11 protein-coding genes and 1 pseudogene are annotated in these 16748 nt (G+C 55.2%); all 12 read left to right on the top strand.

The features are described 5' to 3' along the window. The first annotated feature begins 47 nt into the window (after positions 1-47). The 12 genes and pseudogenes from PUR_RS16490 to PUR_RS16435 all read left to right on the top strand — a co-directional run bounded on the left by PUR_RS16490 (position 48) and on the right by PUR_RS16435 (position 16697). On the top strand, positions 48-3722 hold the full coding sequence (locus tag PUR_RS16490) for a dynamin family protein (RefSeq protein WP_179036184.1): 3675 nt from the start codon (positions 48-50) through the stop codon (positions 3720-3722). Positions 3723-3870: 148 nt separating this feature from the next. After that, the gene (purT, locus tag PUR_RS16485) at positions 3871-5067 is read left to right on the top strand and encodes a formate-dependent phosphoribosylglycinamide formyltransferase (protein ID WP_179037956.1); all 1197 of its coding nucleotides are present in this window, start codon (positions 3871-3873) and stop codon (positions 5065-5067) included. Then, positions 5057-5518: a GNAT family N-acetyltransferase gene (locus PUR_RS16480; protein WP_179036183.1), complete on the top strand. Its 462-nt coding sequence runs from the start codon at positions 5057-5059 to the stop codon at positions 5516-5518. The genes purT and PUR_RS16480 overlap by 11 nt, the downstream gene beginning before the upstream one ends. Before the next feature lie 280 nt (positions 5519-5798). Beyond that, a pseudogene (locus PUR_RS16475) lies at positions 5799-6242 on the top strand (response regulator); the annotation flags it as partial. A 117-nt stretch (positions 6243-6359) separates the two neighbouring features. Continuing rightward, complete coding sequence (locus tag PUR_RS16470; protein ID WP_179033663.1) at positions 6360-7811, top strand: IS1182 family transposase; 1452 nt, start codon at positions 6360-6362, stop codon at positions 7809-7811. Positions 7812-7972: 161 nt separating this feature from the next. Next, positions 7973-9151, top strand: coding sequence for a helix-turn-helix domain-containing protein (locus tag PUR_RS16465; RefSeq protein ID WP_179036181.1), 1179 nt, complete (start codon positions 7973-7975; stop codon positions 9149-9151). 3 nt (positions 9152-9154) lie between these two features. Beyond that, the gene (locus PUR_RS16460; protein WP_179036180.1) at positions 9155-10984 is read left to right on the top strand and encodes a sensor histidine kinase; all 1830 of its coding nucleotides are present in this window, start codon (positions 9155-9157) and stop codon (positions 10982-10984) included. Then, complete coding sequence (locus PUR_RS16455; RefSeq protein ID WP_179036179.1) at positions 10981-12003, top strand: substrate-binding domain-containing protein; 1023 nt, start codon at positions 10981-10983, stop codon at positions 12001-12003. The genes PUR_RS16460 and PUR_RS16455 overlap by 4 nt, the downstream gene beginning before the upstream one ends. A gap of 195 nt (positions 12004-12198) precedes the next feature. Further along, on the top strand, positions 12199-13539 hold the full coding sequence (gene nifB / locus PUR_RS16450; RefSeq protein WP_179036178.1) for a nitrogenase cofactor biosynthesis protein NifB: 1341 nt from the start codon (positions 12199-12201) through the stop codon (positions 13537-13539). Positions 13540-13630: 91 nt separating this feature from the next. Next, on the top strand, positions 13631-14737 hold the full coding sequence (locus PUR_RS16445) for an iron-containing alcohol dehydrogenase family protein (protein WP_179036177.1): 1107 nt from the start codon (positions 13631-13633) through the stop codon (positions 14735-14737). A 204-nt stretch (positions 14738-14941) separates the two neighbouring features. Then, positions 14942-15316 (top strand): NifB/NifX family molybdenum-iron cluster-binding protein, encoded by a 375-nt coding sequence (locus PUR_RS16440; protein WP_179036176.1) that lies wholly within the window; start codon positions 14942-14944, stop codon positions 15314-15316. Between the two features lie 307 nt (positions 15317-15623). Next, positions 15624-16697 carry a galactose ABC transporter substrate-binding protein gene (locus PUR_RS16435; protein WP_179036175.1) on the top strand — a complete coding sequence of 358 codons (1074 nt, stop codon included), beginning with the start codon at positions 15624-15626 and terminating at the stop codon, positions 16695-16697. Positions 16698-16748 lie beyond the last annotated feature (51 nt).

The raw sequence follows: 16748 nt of genomic DNA, 5'->3' as shown, positions 1-16748 counted from the left end.
AATTATTCTAGTTTTGGACTATACCATGGCTGCAGAGGTGGATATACGTGGGTGCGGAACGTGAGAGCGTACATAGCGGTGGAAATACGGATGCAGCCGGGTATCTGCAAAAGCTCACCGAATGGATGGAGCGGCAGGGAGACATAGAGAGCGCGCATATTTTCGCGGATTTGCTGGAAAAAGAGCGGAAGAGGGAATTGACTATCGCCTTCTGCGGTCATTTTTCGGCAGGAAAATCAAGTATGATCAACGCTTTATGCGGCAGAGATATCCTTCCTTCGGGACCGGTTCCGACAAGCGCCAATATTGTCTCTATCCGTTGCGGCCGTCCGCGGGCGTTGATCTATCGGGAGACGTCACGTAGCCGTATAAGAGAACCTAAGGAAGTTTCGTCGGAGCAGCTTCGGGATTACTGCCGTCTTGGAGGAGACTACACCGCAATCGAAGTCTGGGACAAGGTGCCGCTTCTTGAACCGCATGGCGTGCTGATGGATACCCCGGGAGTGGACTCCACGGACGAGGGACATCAGAGCGCGACCCGGTCGGCGCTGCATCTGGCGGACATCGTATTCTATATCATGGATTACAATCATGTGCAGTCCGAGAATAACCTTACTTTCGCCAAAAATTTGAGCGATTGGGGCAAGCCGCTATACCTGGTTATTAATCAGATCGACAAGCACCGGGAAAGGGAATTATCCATTGAGGGCTACCGGAAGCAGGCAGAAAATGCTTTTCGGAATTGGGGCGTGAAATTTGCCGGTATGTTGTTTACTTCACTGAAGGAAAAAGAACACCCGTTAAGCCATTGGGAAAGCCTTCCCCGCCTGATTACTGAGCTGTTGGAACGGCGGGAAACGCTTCTGGAATACAGCCTGTCCCGCTCGATTGAGCATACGGCCGAGGCTTATCTGTCCTCGTTCCGCGAAGGGCAGCGGGAGGAAAGGGAAGCGCTGCTGGAAGAACTCGGCGGCGAAGATTCCGTCAGCCTGGAACGGGAGCTGGCCGAACTTGAAGCAGAGGAGAAGGAGTTGGAAACGCTGCCTGAACGGGCGCGGCTTCAACTTCGCGGCAGCTTGGACGCTCTACTCGGCAACGCCAACCTGATGCCCGCCGATATCCGGGATGCGGTAAGCCGCTACGCCGACAGCCTGAGGTCCGGCTTCCGGACGGGGCTGCTGACCACGGCGGCCAAGCGGGATAGAGAGCGGGCGAGCCGGCTTACGCTGCTCGGCGATGCTCTGGAGCGTCAGGTATCGGCGCAGCTTGAAGGCCATGTGCTGTCGCTTGTGCGCGCATGGGGCGAAGAGCTGGAGCTGTGGACCGAGGCGGATGAGCTGGCGCTGAAAAGCGGCTTTCCGCAGACGGGCGCGCAGTGGCTGGCGGAAGCGGTGAAGCCGGGAGCGCCCGCCACGGGCGAGGCGCTGCTCCAGCTCTGCCGCGGCCTGGCGGCGGACATCCGGAGCGGCTACCGCCGCGCCGCCCTCGGCACGGCCGACGGCCTGCTGGCGAAGCTGCCGCCGCTCCTCGAAGCGCGCCGCGCGGAGCTTGCGCGCCGCAGGGACGCCCGCGCCCGGCAGGCGCGTGCCGCCGCCGCGCTGGCGGCGCTCTCCCGCGCGTACGAAGCCCGCGCGGCCGAACTCGCGGCGCTGCTGCCGCCGCTCCGTACGCTCACCCCCGGCCTGCTGCCGGAGGTGAGCGCTTCCCGCGGGCGCCCCTTGCCGGGGCCGCCCCGCAGGAGCTTCCTTCCGCCGCGCCGCGTGGCGGAAGGCACAGCGGCCGCGCAGGGCGCCGCGGCCGGACCCGCGCCGGCGGAGGGACGCCGCCGGCTGGGCGAAGCCGCGCAGCTGCTGGGCAGCGCGGCTTCGCTGCTGCGGGGCGAGCCGGCGATGGCTTCGGCGTCGCGCGCTCTGGCGGCGCGGGCGGCGGACCTCGCCGGCGGCCGGTTCACGCTGGCGCTGTTGGGAGCATTCAGCGCCGGCAAATCCTCCTTCGCCAATGCCTTGCTTGGCGAAGTGGTGCTGCCCGTGTCTCCCCATCCCGCCACGGCCGCGGTGAACCGGATCTTGGCGCCGGAGGGACCGTTCCGGCATGGAACGGCGGCGGTGACCATGAAGAACCGGGATGAAATATGGGACGATATCCGCCATTCCTTTGGAGTGCTTCAGATGGAAGAACCGGAACCCCGAGCATGGACCGATGCGGTTACTGAGCTGCCAGCACAGGGCCTGCACCCTTCGGCTCTGCCGCACGCCGGATTCTTGAAGGCGGCGGCAAGGGGCTGGAAGGAGGCGGAGCCGCTCCTGGGAACGATGCGGACGGTAGAACTTGATGAGTATCGCAGTCTGGTCGCCGAAGAGAGCCGGGCCTGCTTCGTGCGGGGAATCGACCTTTACTATGCCTGCCCGCTGACGGCAAGCGGCATCGTGCTGGTCGATACGCCGGGGGCGGATTCGCTGCACGCCCGGCATACCGGCGTCACCTTCGGCTATATGAAGGAAGCTGACGCGATTTGTTTTGTCACTTATTACAATCATGCTTTCTCCAAGACCGACCGCCAGCTGCTTGCGCAGCTTGGCCGGATCAGGGAGAGCTTCCCGCTGGACAAAATGTTTTTTATCGTCAACGCGTCCGATCTTGCGGCGGATGAGGAGGAACTGGCGGAAGTCAAGGAGCATGTCGCCTTGAACCTCCGGTCTGCGGGGCTTGGCAACCCGCGCATTTATGCACTCTCCAGCATGCAAGCGCTGGAAGGGAAGGCGGGCGGCTCGTCGTATGAAGCGTCGCGGTTCGGCGCCTTTGAGACCGCCCTTTGGCGGTTCGCCGGTGAAGAGCTGCCCGCGCTGTCGCTGAAGGCGGCCTTGGACAGTCTGACATCGGTCTGCAGCCGCGCGGAGGAATGGCGGGACATAGCGCTAAAAGCGGAGTCGGAACGGGAGGACGAGAGCCGCCGTATGGAAGAACGCCGCCTCAGGGCGGACGAACGGCTTATGCGGCTGACAGCCGAGGAGCGTCCCCTGCGAGACCTGCGCCGCGAAGGCGGGGAGCTGCTGTTCCATGTACGGCAGCGGATCGGATTCGCGTTTGGCCGGATGTATCAGGAATCTTTCCACCCGTCGCTGCTGCGGGAAGGCGCCGGTGGGCTGAAAGAGATTTTCGCCGCCTGCGGCCGGGAGCTGTGGCGGACCGCGGGCCGGGAACTGGAGGCCGAGCTGTGGGCGACGACTCTCCGCCTTACGGCAGCCGGCCGCAGGCTGGTCCGTGAGGCTTCGGCAGCCGCCGCCTTGGAGCTCGGTCTGCCGGCGGACCCTCCGTCCACCGCATCGGAAGAGGATGAGGCTTGGCCGGCTCCGAAAGGTCTGGAAGGCGATCTGCCTCCGGCCGACTGGGGAAAACTGTGGGGACTGTTCAAATCACCGAAGCATTTCTTTGAAGGCGGCGGCCGGGACGCTTTAAGGAACGCGACCGAGCCGCTGCTGAAGGAAGCCCTAGCAGAGGCCGCATCCAGGCTGGAGACGCTGCTGCTCGATCACTACGAATCGCTTGCGGTGCAGGCGCTGGCAAGGGCGGTCGTGGCGCTGAGGGAAACGCTGGAAGAGCAGGATCTGGCCATGTCCGCGATGCTGAAAGGAGGTGATTCGGCGGAACGCTGGAACTTTCTCGTTCACGGACTGCGGGAGCTGGAAACCGCTTTTGGCGACAGGATGAATATGGAAGTGTGAAGATTGAAGGAAATTGTCGAAGAACACTTGCAATCTGCCGCGTCTTGGAAGAAAATAAAGTAGCCTGAAAATTTGCAGAGAAACTGCTGCTTTTTGCATGGGAATTGCAGGAAGGAGCGGATTTTGCCGAAAGAGGTTGAATACCGACATGTGGGGATCTCCCTATTCTGCTTACAGCCGCAAGCTGCTGCTGCTGGGCAGCGGAGAATTGGGCAAGGAAGTGATCATTGAAGCCCAGCGATTGGGCGTGGAGACGGTAGCCGTAGACCGTTACGACGGCGCTCCCGCGATGGGGGTTGCCCACCGTTCCTTTGTGCTTGATATGCTGGATGGAGAGGCGCTTAAGGAGCTTATCCGTTCCGAGAAGCCCGATGTTATCGTTCCGGAGATTGAAGCCATTGCCACGGACGCTCTTTTGGAGTTGGAAGAAGAAGGATTTTGCGTCGTTCCGACCGCGCGCGCGACCAGGCTGACCATGGACCGGGAAGGCATCCGCCGTCTCGCCGCGGAGAAGCTCGGGTATCCTACGGCGGAGTACCGGTTCGCGGACAGTCTTGAAGAGCTGCGGCAGGCGGTGGGGGAACTGGGAACGCCGTGCGTGATCAAGCCGATTATGAGCTCTTCCGGGAAAGGACAGAGTGTCTGCCGGAAACCCGAGGATGCCGAGAACTGCTGGAACACGGCCCTTGAGGGAGCCAGAGCGAAAGGAACGCGGGTCATTGTGGAGTCTTTCGTCGTCTTCGAGAGCGAGATTACGCTGCTGACCGTCCGCTCCTCCTCCGGTACGGTGTTCTGCCCGCCGATTGGGCATATCCAGAAGGATGGGGACTATGTGGAGTCGTGGCAGCCGCATGAAATGACGGAAGAACAGCTGGCCCAAGCGCAGGAAATTGCGCGTAACGTGACGGACGAGCTGGGCGGCTACGGTATCTTTGGCGTTGAGCTGTTCCTGACGCGTGAGGGCGTTCTTTTCAGTGAAGTAAGCCCGAGACCGCATGACACCGGAATGGTGACGATGGTTACTCAGGATTTGTCGGAGTTTGCTCTGCATGTCAGAGCGATTCTCGGTTTCCCGCTTGGACCGGTGGAATTGCTGTCACCGGGAGCGTCGGCGACGCTTAAAGCCGGGAAAGATGCTGCCGGACAGGCTTATGCCATTACCGGACTGAATGAAGCGCTGCGGCTTCCCCGTACGCAGGTCCGTGTATTCGGCAAACCGGAAGTCCGCCCGGGACGGCGGATGGCGGTCGCGCTCTGTGCGGCCGATAATGTGGAGAAAGCGCGGGCGACTGCCAATGAAGCGGCGTCCCTGCTAAAAGTGGAGGTATACGAGGATGAACAGTAGTACTCAGGCACCAGTACTGCAGATTCGCAACATCGGTATGAACGATCTGGAGACAATTACGGCACTGCTGAGAGGATTCGGCTATCCGACAACCCTTAACGTAATGAAAGAGAGACTGGAAGCTGTGCAGAACGATCCGGCTTGCTGCACGCTTGTCGCAGAAGTGGATGGTCAGACCGTCGGAATGATTGAACTCCGTCAGGTTCTCTCTTACTGCAAGAACCAGGATTCCGTCGCCGAGATTACCGCAATTATCGTAGAGGAACAACTCAGAGGAAGCGGTTTGGGAAGACGGCTGATGGCAGCTGGGGAAGAATGGGCGCGCAGCCTGAACTGCAAGCAAATTTACCTGTGCAGCGGCAACCGGGTGGAACGCGCCCCGGCGCACGCTTTCTACCGTCATCTTGGATTCGACCAGAACGGTTATCGCTTTAGCAAATCGCTGTTATAAATCGTTTTGTAATAACGTATACGTTACTTGGCATCCATCCCCATCCCGCCTTTTCGCAGGGGTGGCTTTTTTTTTGAGAGACAGCAAGGGCTAAAAGTCAGAAATAGTGAACGCCGGACAAGACACAATATTATTATTTAAACACCCGGCGGAGGATTGAAACACGGGTCTGCAGATGGGGTGCATTTTTTCGTTTCTTCTTGTTTGAATTATAAACCCGTCAGCCTTACAATAAAAAATGAAAGCGCATACTGTGAGGGTTACGAGGAGGATCAGGGTTTTGTACAAATTGATTTTGGCTGAAGATGAAGAGGATGTCAGAGAGGGGATCATCGGACAGATCGACTGGGAACGCTACGGCTTTGAGGTAATCGACCATGCGGAGAACGGCAAAGAAGCGGCGGAACTCATCGACCGGGTGCTGCCCGACGTCGTCGTCACGGATATTCAAATGCCGTTTATGAACGGACTGCAGCTGGCGGAATATATCCGCAGCCGTCACCCTGGCACGAAAATAATTATTTTGACGGGCTACGATGAATTCGAGTATGCGCAGCGCGCCATCAAGCTGCAAATTGACGAATATATTTTGAAGCCGTTCTCTTCCCAGGAGCTGATCGATGTGCTGCTGAAGGTCAAGGGAACGATTGAAGCGGAAATCGCCGAAAAGGAGAACATTCATGTGCTCAGCGAGCATTACCGCAAAAGCCTCCCCGTACTGCGGAGGCCACTGAAAAAGTCCGTCTCATAGGAAAAGGTACAGATCTTCAAGAAAATTGAAGAGGCTGTACCTTTTTTGTTTTATACTGAAGTCATCTAACAAAAAAGCGGGTGTGAGTGGATGATTCGGCAACAACAAACCTTAGTTTTGAGTCCTTATGCGGCATTGTATGACATCGTTGTCCCGAAGGACAATATACTCCGTCAAATCAATGAATTGGTGGATTTCACTTTCATATACGAAGAACTGGAAACAAAGTATTGCTTGGATAATGGACGCAACGCCATTGATCCGGTGCGCATGTTTAAATATTTACTGCTGAAAGCCATTTTTGAACTCTCTGACGTCGACATCGTGGAGCGTTCAAAGTACGACCTGTCGTTCAAGTACTTCCTCGGCATGGCGCCGGAAGACCCGGTCATCGATCCGAGTTCCTTAACGAAGTTCCGTAAACTACGTTTGAAAGATATCAACCTTTTGGACATGCTCATCGGCAAGACCGTAGAACTTGCCATCGAGCAAAATATCCTAAAGAGCAATTCCATCATCGTCGACGCCACGCATACGAAAGCACGTTACAACCAGAAAACGCCTCAAGAAATTCTACAAGACCGTGCACGGAAATTGCGAAAAGCCGTGTACACCATGGATGAGTCAGTCAAGGTCAAAATGCCGGCAAAGAATACAACGAGCGAACTCGAAGATGAAATTGCGTACTGCCAAAAACTCGTCAACTTCATCGAAAATGAGAGTGGCATTGCACAAGTGCCAAAAATTCTGGAGCCGCTTAACCTGCTGAAAGAAACGGTTGCGGATGACGTCGAGCAACTTCGCCTGGCGGCGGATCCGGATGCGCGCGTTGGCCACAAGAGCGCAGATTCCGCATTTTTTGGATACAAAACTCATCTAGCGATGACTGAGGAACGCCTTATTACGGCGGCTGTCATTACAACCGGTGAAAAGAATGACGGCAAGCAATTGCAGACCCTTATCGAAAAAAGCAAGGCAGCTGGCATGCAGGTCAAAACGGTGATTGGGGATACTGCATATTCCGAAAAAGATAATATTGCGTACACGAAAACAAATGAAATTGAACTTGTGGCCAAACTAAATCCCCTCGTCACGCAAGGTGCGCGTAAGAAAGAAGACGAATTTTTATTCAACAAAGATGCAGGCATGTACGTATGTCCAGCTGGACATATGGCCATTCGAAAGGCTCGGCAGGGTAAAAAAGGGGTCGGCAAAAATCAAACAGACACCTATTATTTTGATGTGAAACTATGCAAGCATTGTCCGTTCAAGGAAGGGTGCTACAAAGAAGGCGCTAAAAGCAAAAGCTATTCGGTAAGTATTAAATCCGATGAGCACACCGAGCAAATGACGTTCCAAGATTCAGAGTATTTCAAGGAAAAATCCAAGGAACGCTACAAAATTGAAGCGAAGAACAGTGAACTCAAACATGGACACGGGTATGATGTCGCGACATCCTCGGGTCTGCTTGGCATGGAAATGCAAGGGGCGATGACAATTTTCGCTGTGAATTTAAAACGAATCTTAAAGTTAACAGACTAAGAATTACCGAATGATGGAGCCGTACTTGACCTAAAAAAGAAGACATCCGTTCCTAAAAGGTGGGAAATGGATGTCTTTTTGTTTGAGACATAAGCCGTCAAAGAAAAATACGTAAGTTTTTCAGTGGCCTCGTACTGCGTGAGCAGTTTCTTTCCTCGCTCGTGTCCCGCAGACTCCGGCCGGATGAGATTGCGGCGAAGAGCATGGAGTACGGCATCTCTCTCTCCGGAGACTGGTTTCAGCCCTCCGTGATCAGTCTGGATTATATTCGCGGACAGGCAGTAGCGGGAGCGGAGCATCCGGTCTCCCTGCGTGATACCGGTGACCGCAATCTGCAGCTGTTCGCCGTACTCAACATTGCCGAAGAAATCTGCATGAAGCACGGCTTCGGCAGAGTGTTCATCCACCGCGATGATCTTGTCATGCTGTCTTCCCTCGCGGGAAAGGATGAAAGCGAGATGACCGGCAGAACCCTTGAGGTGCTGGAGGAAATCCGCCAGAACGTGCAGCGCTTTTTGAAGCTGACCGTCACCATCGGCGCGGGAACGGTATGCCGGACGCCGGAGATGCTGTTCCACTCGTTCGCGGACGCGCTTCAGGCGCTGGATTACCGGCTCATTCTCGGCAACAACCGGGTGATCTGGATTGAAGACGTCGAGTCGCGTACCAGCCGCTTGCCCGTCTATGACGAATTGACCGAGCAGTCGCTTATCCGCACCGTGAAGCTGGGGACCGTACAGGAGCTGACGGACATCATCAATGAATTGTTCGGAACGCTGGACGGAAGTCAGGTGACCGCGAACGAATACCGCATTTTTCTGCTGGAGATCATCACTTCCATTTTGCGGATGGCCAAAGAGTCCGGAAGCGAGACGAACGAGCTGTTCGGCTCGGGCATTACCTCCCTTACGGATATGAATAAATTCAATAACATGGAGGATGCGAAGCAGTGGATTATCGGTGTCTGCACCCGGCTGATGAACCATATCGCCCTGGAGCGGCAATCCAGCTACAAGCAGTTGGTCGAGCAGGCGAAGAATTTTATCAAGAGCCATTATCACGAATCCGATATTTCGATCGGCAAGGTGTGCGAGCATTTGCATATCAGCACCGGGTATTTCAGCAGTATTTTCAAAAAAGAAACCAAAATGACGTTCGTGAACTATTTGCTGCAAATCCGGCTTGAAGCGGCGAAGGAGCTGCTGCGCACGTCGGAGCTTAAGGCTTTTGAAATCGCGGACAAAATCGGCTTTGCCGATCCGAACTATTTCAGCTTCTGCTTCCGGAAGAAGTACGGCCAGTCGCCCAAAGAATACAAGAACGGCGCCAGAGGAGGGTAATTCATGCCCAAAGAGCGGGCCCATCTCTTTCCGCTTCGTCCGCAGCGGCGCGGCACACGCAGGGGCAAATTCACCTCCCGGCTGCTAAGCATTCAAGTGATTCTGACGCTAACCCTGACTTCGATCGCCGTGCTTGTAACGGTTATCGTCAGCTTTACGCTGTATAACAAGTTCGCGAAGACCGCGGAGGAGAATGCGAGCCTGAATATGCAGCAAATTATTGAGCAAGTCAATTACAACCTGGGGCTGTATGTGAACGGCATGCGCAATATATACGAGAAAGCGGAGAAACAAATTGAGCAGAATGCGTCCATTGATTCCCCGATGCTGCATGAGAGCCTGTCCACTTTGCTCGAATCGCGGGAGGATCTGGTATCCTTTGCCGTCTTTACGCCGGGTGGCAGCCTTGTGCTGGACGTTCCGTCCGCGCCGATGAGGCGCAACACCCGAATGGTAGAACAAAGCTGGTTCATCGCCCCGGGGAAGACGGGAGTCATTTCTTTTTCCCAGCCGCATGTCCAGAATTTATTCAAGCAGCGTTACACTTGGGTTGTGTCCATGAGCAAAATGATCTCCTACACGGAACATGGAACAAGAAAGAGAGGGATTTTGCTTGTCGACTTCAATTTTCGCACCATCGACGAGTTGAGCAAGCAGGTCAAGCTGGGAAAAAGGGGGTATGCCTATATTCTGGATTCGCTTGGCAATATCGTGTACCATCCGCAGCAGCAGCTTATTTACGCCGGGCTGAAATATGAAAATGTAGAGCCTGTGCTGGAGTACGCCTACCGCAGCTATCTGGACGAATCCATGGGAGAGAAGCGGTTCATCACCGTGCGCACGCTGAATCAGACCGGCTGGAAAATCGTCGGCGTCGCCTATTACGACGAGATTGTGACGACCAAACGGGATCTCAATCAATTCATGTTGCTGTTCCTCCCCCTGTCCATCCTGTGCGTCATCGTTGTATCCGTGCTGCTGTCCGCCAGAATTGCCCGCCCGATCTCCAAGCTGGAGCGTACCGTTCAGCAGGTCGTGGAGGGGGATTTGAATACCTCGATCAATGTCCGAGGGGCGTACGAGGTAGAGCAGCTGTCCAAACGGTTCAATCTGATGCTCCAGCGCATCCGCAAATTGATGGACCAGATTATTTACGAGCAGGAAACGAAGCGCAAGGGCGAGCTGGAAGTGCTGCAATCCCAGATCAATCCGCATTTTTTGTACAATACGCTTAATTCCGTCATCCGGCTGGCCGAGCGCAGCAAGAATGAGGAGGTTGTGACGATGATCCAGTCGCTCTCCAAGTTTTTTCGCATCAGTCTCAGCAAGGGCAAGAATATTATTACGCTCCGGGAGGAGCTCGATCATATCCGCCATTATCTTGTCATCCAAAGCTTCCGGTTCAAAAATAAATTCCGCTACGAGATCAAGGCGCAGCCGGAAGTGCTGAACTGTCTCACGGTCAAGCTGATTCTCCAGCCGATTGTCGAGAATGCGCTGTATCACGGCATCGAAATGATGCCCGACGAAGGATTGATCGAAATCGCGGCGGAGCTGCGGAACGGTCTGGTCGTGATTAAAGTCAGCGACAACGGTCTCGGAATGTCCGGGGAAACGCTGAAGGGCATTTTAAAGGGCGGCGTAAAAAGCGGGAGCGGGTCCGGCGTCGGCGTAAGCAATGTGCATGAGCGAATCCGCTTGTACTATGGGCGGGAGTACGGCTTATCCTTCGAGAGTGAGCTTGAAGCGGGCACCACGGTTACGGTTACTTTTCCGGCTCGGGATGCGGATGGCGACGGCGAAACGGCGACGGAGGGAGCGAAATCTCTATGAAAAGGATACGGGTATGGCTGACTCTGTTACTCTGGATACTTATGGCGGCATCGCTGTCCTCCTGCCTGGGATCGTCCCCGCCGCACATCGCCACAGACAAGACCCGCAACATTCACATGATCGTTAAAATGAACAGGGGCGATTACTGGAACACGGTAAAGATGGGGGCGGAGGCCGCCGCCAAGGAATTCAACGTGAAGCTGACCTTTAAGGCTCCAGGTACGGAGAGCGATGTGAAGGAGCAGATCGCCATGGTCGAAGATTCCATCAAGGAGAAGGCGGACGTGATTATCCTCGCGGCTAGCAGCTATATGGGCCTGGCCCAGGTTGTCGACAAGGCGGCCTACTACCGGATTCCGGTCATTTCGGTCGACGCCGAGGTCGGCTCGGCCAGAGTGACGACCTACATCGGCTCCAACGGCTATGAAGCGGGGCAGAAATCCGCTGAACGGCTTGTTCAATTGCTGAACGGCTCCGGTGAAATCGGTATTTTGAATTTTACGAACACTCCGGAAAAGCAAGAGAGCGGATCGGAGAGCGAGATTGATTACGGCGCGCGGGACGCGGACGAGCGTGAGAAGGGATTTCTGAATTACGTCGCCCGTTATCCGTCCGTGCATGTGGTGGATATTTCCTATACGCCCTCCGTTACATCGGAAGCCGAGGAGCTTACACGGCTGATGCTGATCAAGCACCCGAACCTGCGCGGCATCGCGGCATTGAACGAGACGGCGTCGCAGGGAGCAGCGGCCGTGCTTCGGGAGCGCGGTCTCCGCAGTATCAAGATGGTCGCTTTCGACAGCTCCCCAACCATGATGGAGCAGATTCAGGAAGGCATCGTGCAGGCGACCGTTATCCAGAACCCGTTCAGCAACGGTTATCTGGCGGTCAAGAATGCCGTTGAAATCCTCCAGGGCATCAAAGTGCCTGAGCGGGTTGATACAGGGACCAAGCTGATTGATCTTGATAATATGCTGTGGCCGGAAAATCAGAAGCTGCTGTTTCCGTTCGTACGGTAATCTTTTCCCGAAACATATCTGGAAAATTTTGTTGACAAACGGGAATAACAAGTATTATCATCAATATATAAACAATTCCGATAAAATTACTTGTCATTACGGTTGAGCTCACTGGTAAACTGGAGGCTAAGCCCTGTCACATCGTTGACGGAGCTTGGCCTTTTTCAGTTGCCATGACAAAAGAGATGAAAGGCGGTGAGTTTTTTGCAGCAAAGCACCAGGCATCCTTGTTACGATGAATTGGCGCATGAATATTTTGCCAGAATGCATGTCGCCGTTGCTCCTAAATGCAATATCAGCTGCAAATACTGCAATATTAAATACGACTGTGTGAGCGAGAGCAGACCCGGCGTCGTCAGCCGCGTGCTTACGGCGGAGGAGGCTTACCGGAAGGTTCAGCGCACTGTCGAGGTTCTCCCCCGATTGACGGTTGTGGGCATCGCCGGACCGGGTGATCCGCTGGCCAATCCGCAAGAGACGTTTGAGACGTTCTCCTTGCTGGCCGAAGGAATGCCGGATTTGCAGTTGTGCCTAAGCACAAACGGCCTGATGCTGGCCGATTACGCGGACGAGATCGAGCGTTACCGGATCAACCATGTTACGGTTACGATGAACACAATCGATCCCGCGATCGGAAGCCAGGTTTACCAGGCCATCTTTTACAAAGGGAAAGCTTATCGGGAGCAGGAAGCCGCCGCCATCCTGATTGAAAGACAGCTTGCCGGAATCCGCGAGATTGCCGCCAGAGGCATTCGGGTCAAGGTGAATTCCGTGTTAATTCCAGGGGTGAACGACGGCCATCTTGCCGAAGTGTCGCGCACGGTCCGGGATCTGGGGGCATTCTCGCATAACATTATGCCGCTTATCATTTCACCGGGGAGCCGCTATGAGCGGGAAGGCGGACAGGCGCCCGATCCGGAGCTGACCGTCAAGGTGCAGGAGGAGTCGGCGGCGATTATACCGGTTATGAGGCATTGCCGCCAGTGCCGGGCCGATGCGGTTGGATTGCTGGGTGAAGACAGGGGACAGGACCTGTACGATACCGGAAATAGCGATCCGCTGCCGGTCTATTCCTTCAAGGAGAGGGAGCAGCTGCTCACAGAGCTGGATGCCGAATTGGAAAGCAGGCACCGGCGACGCTTTGCAAATAACGGAGATGCGGCGACGGGCATACGAATCGCTGTGGCTTCACGTGGAAGCGGTAAGGTAAACATGCATTTCGGCCATGCCAAAGAATTTCTGATCTATGAAGTTCATGGCCGGGAGAGCAAGCTGCTGGGCATCCGCAAAATCCAGGCGTACTGCAACGGCACGGCCGACTGCGGCGAAGGGGCGGACAAAGGAGCTATTCTTGAAGACACTATACATCTTCTTCGCGACTGCCGCATTCTGCTGTGCTCGGGAATCGGCGAGTATCCGCAGGAGAAACTCCGGCAGGCCGATATTATGGCGATCACGCGCAAAGGCGGAATCCAGGAGCTGCTGGCCGAATGCGGCCGTTATTACCGTTATTTCAGAGACAGCCAAATTAGTTGACGGATCAACAGGAAGCCAAGCCGATATTCATCCAAGGGGAAACCCGGACGGCTGGCTTTTTTGTTGGCAAAATCAGAGGAGGAGCGGTTTTATGATAACGTTGAAAGCCCCGAAGACCTATATTCGCGAGAAGAACATTCTCGATTCGGCAGGTCCGCTGATCGCCGAAATTGGCCAAAACGCTCTCATTATCGGCGGAAATACGGCGCTTGCACTGACAGGCAAGCACTTGCTCCCAAGCCTTGACGACGCGGGCGTACATTATCACGTGCATACGTTTGAGGGTGAATGTACCGCCGCAGCAATCGCCCGCTACGCCCGTCTCGTACGCGAGACCGGTGCCGATTGCGTTATTGGCATCGGCGGCGGACGGGTGCTGGATTTGGCGAAGGCGGCCGCGGAGGACGGCGGTGTTCCGGTCATCAGCGTTCCGACGGTAGCCGCAACCTGCGCAGCCTGGTCCGCACTGACGATTATTTACGATGAAGAAGGAAGATATGTGGCTCCCCGTCCGCTTAAAGAATCCCCGCTGCTTGTTCTGGCGGATACGGTTGTTCTAGCTTCCGCCCCCGCCCGTTATCTGAAGGCAGGCATCGCCGATACGATCGTCAAATGGCATGAAGCGGAGCCTAATGCCGCCGGCCGGCCCGATCTGTCGTTGAGCATAGGTTTAAGCGTATCCTGGCTAGCGCTCGATCTCCTTCATGAGCAGGCGGTGGAGGCCTCTCGGGAGGCGGGCAGCGGCGCCATTACGCAAGCGTTCACCGAGACAGTGGATGCCGTCATTGCGCTGGCCGAACTTGCAGGCAGCATTACGCAAGGAAATCCACGGGTGGCGTTGGCCCATTCGATTCATAACAGCCTGACTTTCCTGCCCGCTGCCCACGGCAGCCTTCATGGAGAAAAGGTCATCTTCGGCTTAATCGTCCAGTTTGTACTGGCGGGCAAGTCTTTGCCGGAAATTAAAGAGCTGCTTTCTTTTTTGAACGAGCTTTCGCTTCCTGTCACTCTGGAGCAACTGGGCATTAGCGGCGACATTTCCGTCCTGGCGGCAAAGGTGGCCGAGGGTGTGGTCATTGAACCCGACGCTCAGAAGCAGTTGGCGTTTGAAGTGAGCGTCCCGCTTCTGAAGGAAGCGATTCTCACAGCCGACCGTTACGGTCGCGAGAGCTTGGCCGCCAATGCGCTGGTAAGCTGACAATGAGCCGTTAATTCCGTTATATTGCTGCATTTTTTCTTACTATCTCTTCCGACTATCCTCCCGGTGCATCTATTTTCATTGATAGATTTGCAGCTTTCATGCTAGAATTTCGCTACGCAGTGCCGCGTAAAGGCGGCTGTATGCCGTGCGGAGTTTCAGGTGGAAGGCTTTCAAGCGGCGATTTAGGAGGGAGAATACAGAATGTCTTACAAACTGGCGGTAGGAAGCAGCGACGGGGAGCTTGTCGATCAGCATTTTGGAAGAAGCGAGCGGTTTTATATCTATGAAGTCGACGATGAAGGGAAATGGACGCTGCTGGAAGTCCGCGACAACGTAACCACACGGGCGGAGGGAGAGCATCACACGGATGAACTCAGCCGGACGGTCGATATGCTGAAGGACTGTAGCAAGGTGCTTGTGCTTCAGATCGGACCAGGAGCGCAGCAGAGGCTGAAGCAGATCGGAATCACGGTGTATTCCAGCAGGGGGACGGTCGAGGACGCGATGGGCAAGCTGATTGCGTTCGAGAACAAACGAAAGAACCGGGCGTTTCTGGACCGCGAGCAGGCGGAATAACTTGTAGGCCGCCGCAGCCGTGCAGGACAGGGCAGCGGGCATTGGGAAGAAAAAGGTTTGGGCGGACGTAATAGTCTGCCCAAACCTTTTTTACGTGAAAGTCCCCTCCACCCGTACAACATCTGCTGAAATAGCTGCTTTTTGTCTGCGTGAGGAGGACAAGCTTTGAAATTTCGATATGAGAATTTTGCTAAAACTGAGGAGGATTTTATATTCGCAACCGCTTACATTTACTGCATAATAAAAAGGTGCCCGGATGCTACAGGGCAAAGAGTAAAAAGACAATAAACCAGGAGGTCAAATTTCTATGAAAAAAATTACTTCCGTATTACTCGCAAGCGCATTACTCGGTGCTGCTCTGGCTGGCTGCGGTGGCAATAACAATGGAAACTCCGGCAGCGCGGCGGCAACGAATTCCGGCTCTTCAGCAAATAGCGGCGGCTCGGGCAAAACGCCTAAAGTCGGCGTAGCGATTTATAAATTCGACGATACCTTTATGACGGGCGTCCGCAACGCGATCGAGGAATCGGCCAAAGGCATCGCCGAGGTCGACATCGTGGACAGCCAGAACTCCCAGCCAACACAGAACGATAAGGTGGATTTGTTCATTACGAAGAAATACAACGGCATGCTAATCAACCCGGTCGACCGGACGGCGGCGGGCGTCATTATCGATAAAGCGAAAGCGGCCAATACTCCTGTCGTGTTCCTGAACCGCGAGCCGCTTCCGGAAGATATGAAGAAGTGGGATAAGGTCTACTATGTTGGCGCCAAAGCCGAGGAGTCCGGCACGCTGGAAGGCCAGCTTGTCGTTGACTACTGGAAGGCTCACCCCGAAGCCGACAAGAACAAAGACGGCGTGCTGCAGTATGTGATGCTCAAAGGCGAACCGGGACATCAAGACGCCGAGCTGCGCACGAAGTATTCGATTCAGGCGATTGAAGACGCCGGCATCAAGGTTGAGAAGCTGGCGGAAGATACCGCAATGTGGGACCGTGTAAAAGGCCAGGAGAAAATGGCCGCATTCCTCGGCTCGCATGGCGACAAGATCGAAGCCGTACTGGCCAACAACGACGATATGGCGCTCGGCGCGATCGAAGCTCTGAAAGCCGCCGGCTACTTCTCGGGCGATAAATTCATGCCGGTCGTAGGCGTTGATGCTACCGCTCCTGCCGTGCAGGCGCTCGAAGAAGGAACGATGCTCGGAACCGTGCTTAACGATGCGAAGAGCCAAGGCAAGGCCGCGATCACCCTGGCCTCTCTGCTGGCAGGTGGCGAAACACCAAGCAAGGACAATGTAGGCTTCGACATTTCCGACAACCAGTATGTATGGATCTCTTACAAAAAGATTACGAAAGACAACGCATCCGAAGTTAAATAAGGCTTTTGCTGACCTAGCATCAACGATTACATTTTGGGGAGCGGGCCTCCG

Origin of the sequence: Paenibacillus sp. URB8-2, assembly GCF_013393385.1 — a bacterium.
In the GTDB taxonomy this organism is placed as follows: Bacteria; Bacillota; Bacilli; order Paenibacillales; family Paenibacillaceae; genus Paenibacillus_AQ.
This window is presented reverse-complemented; position numbering and strand designations above follow the sequence as displayed.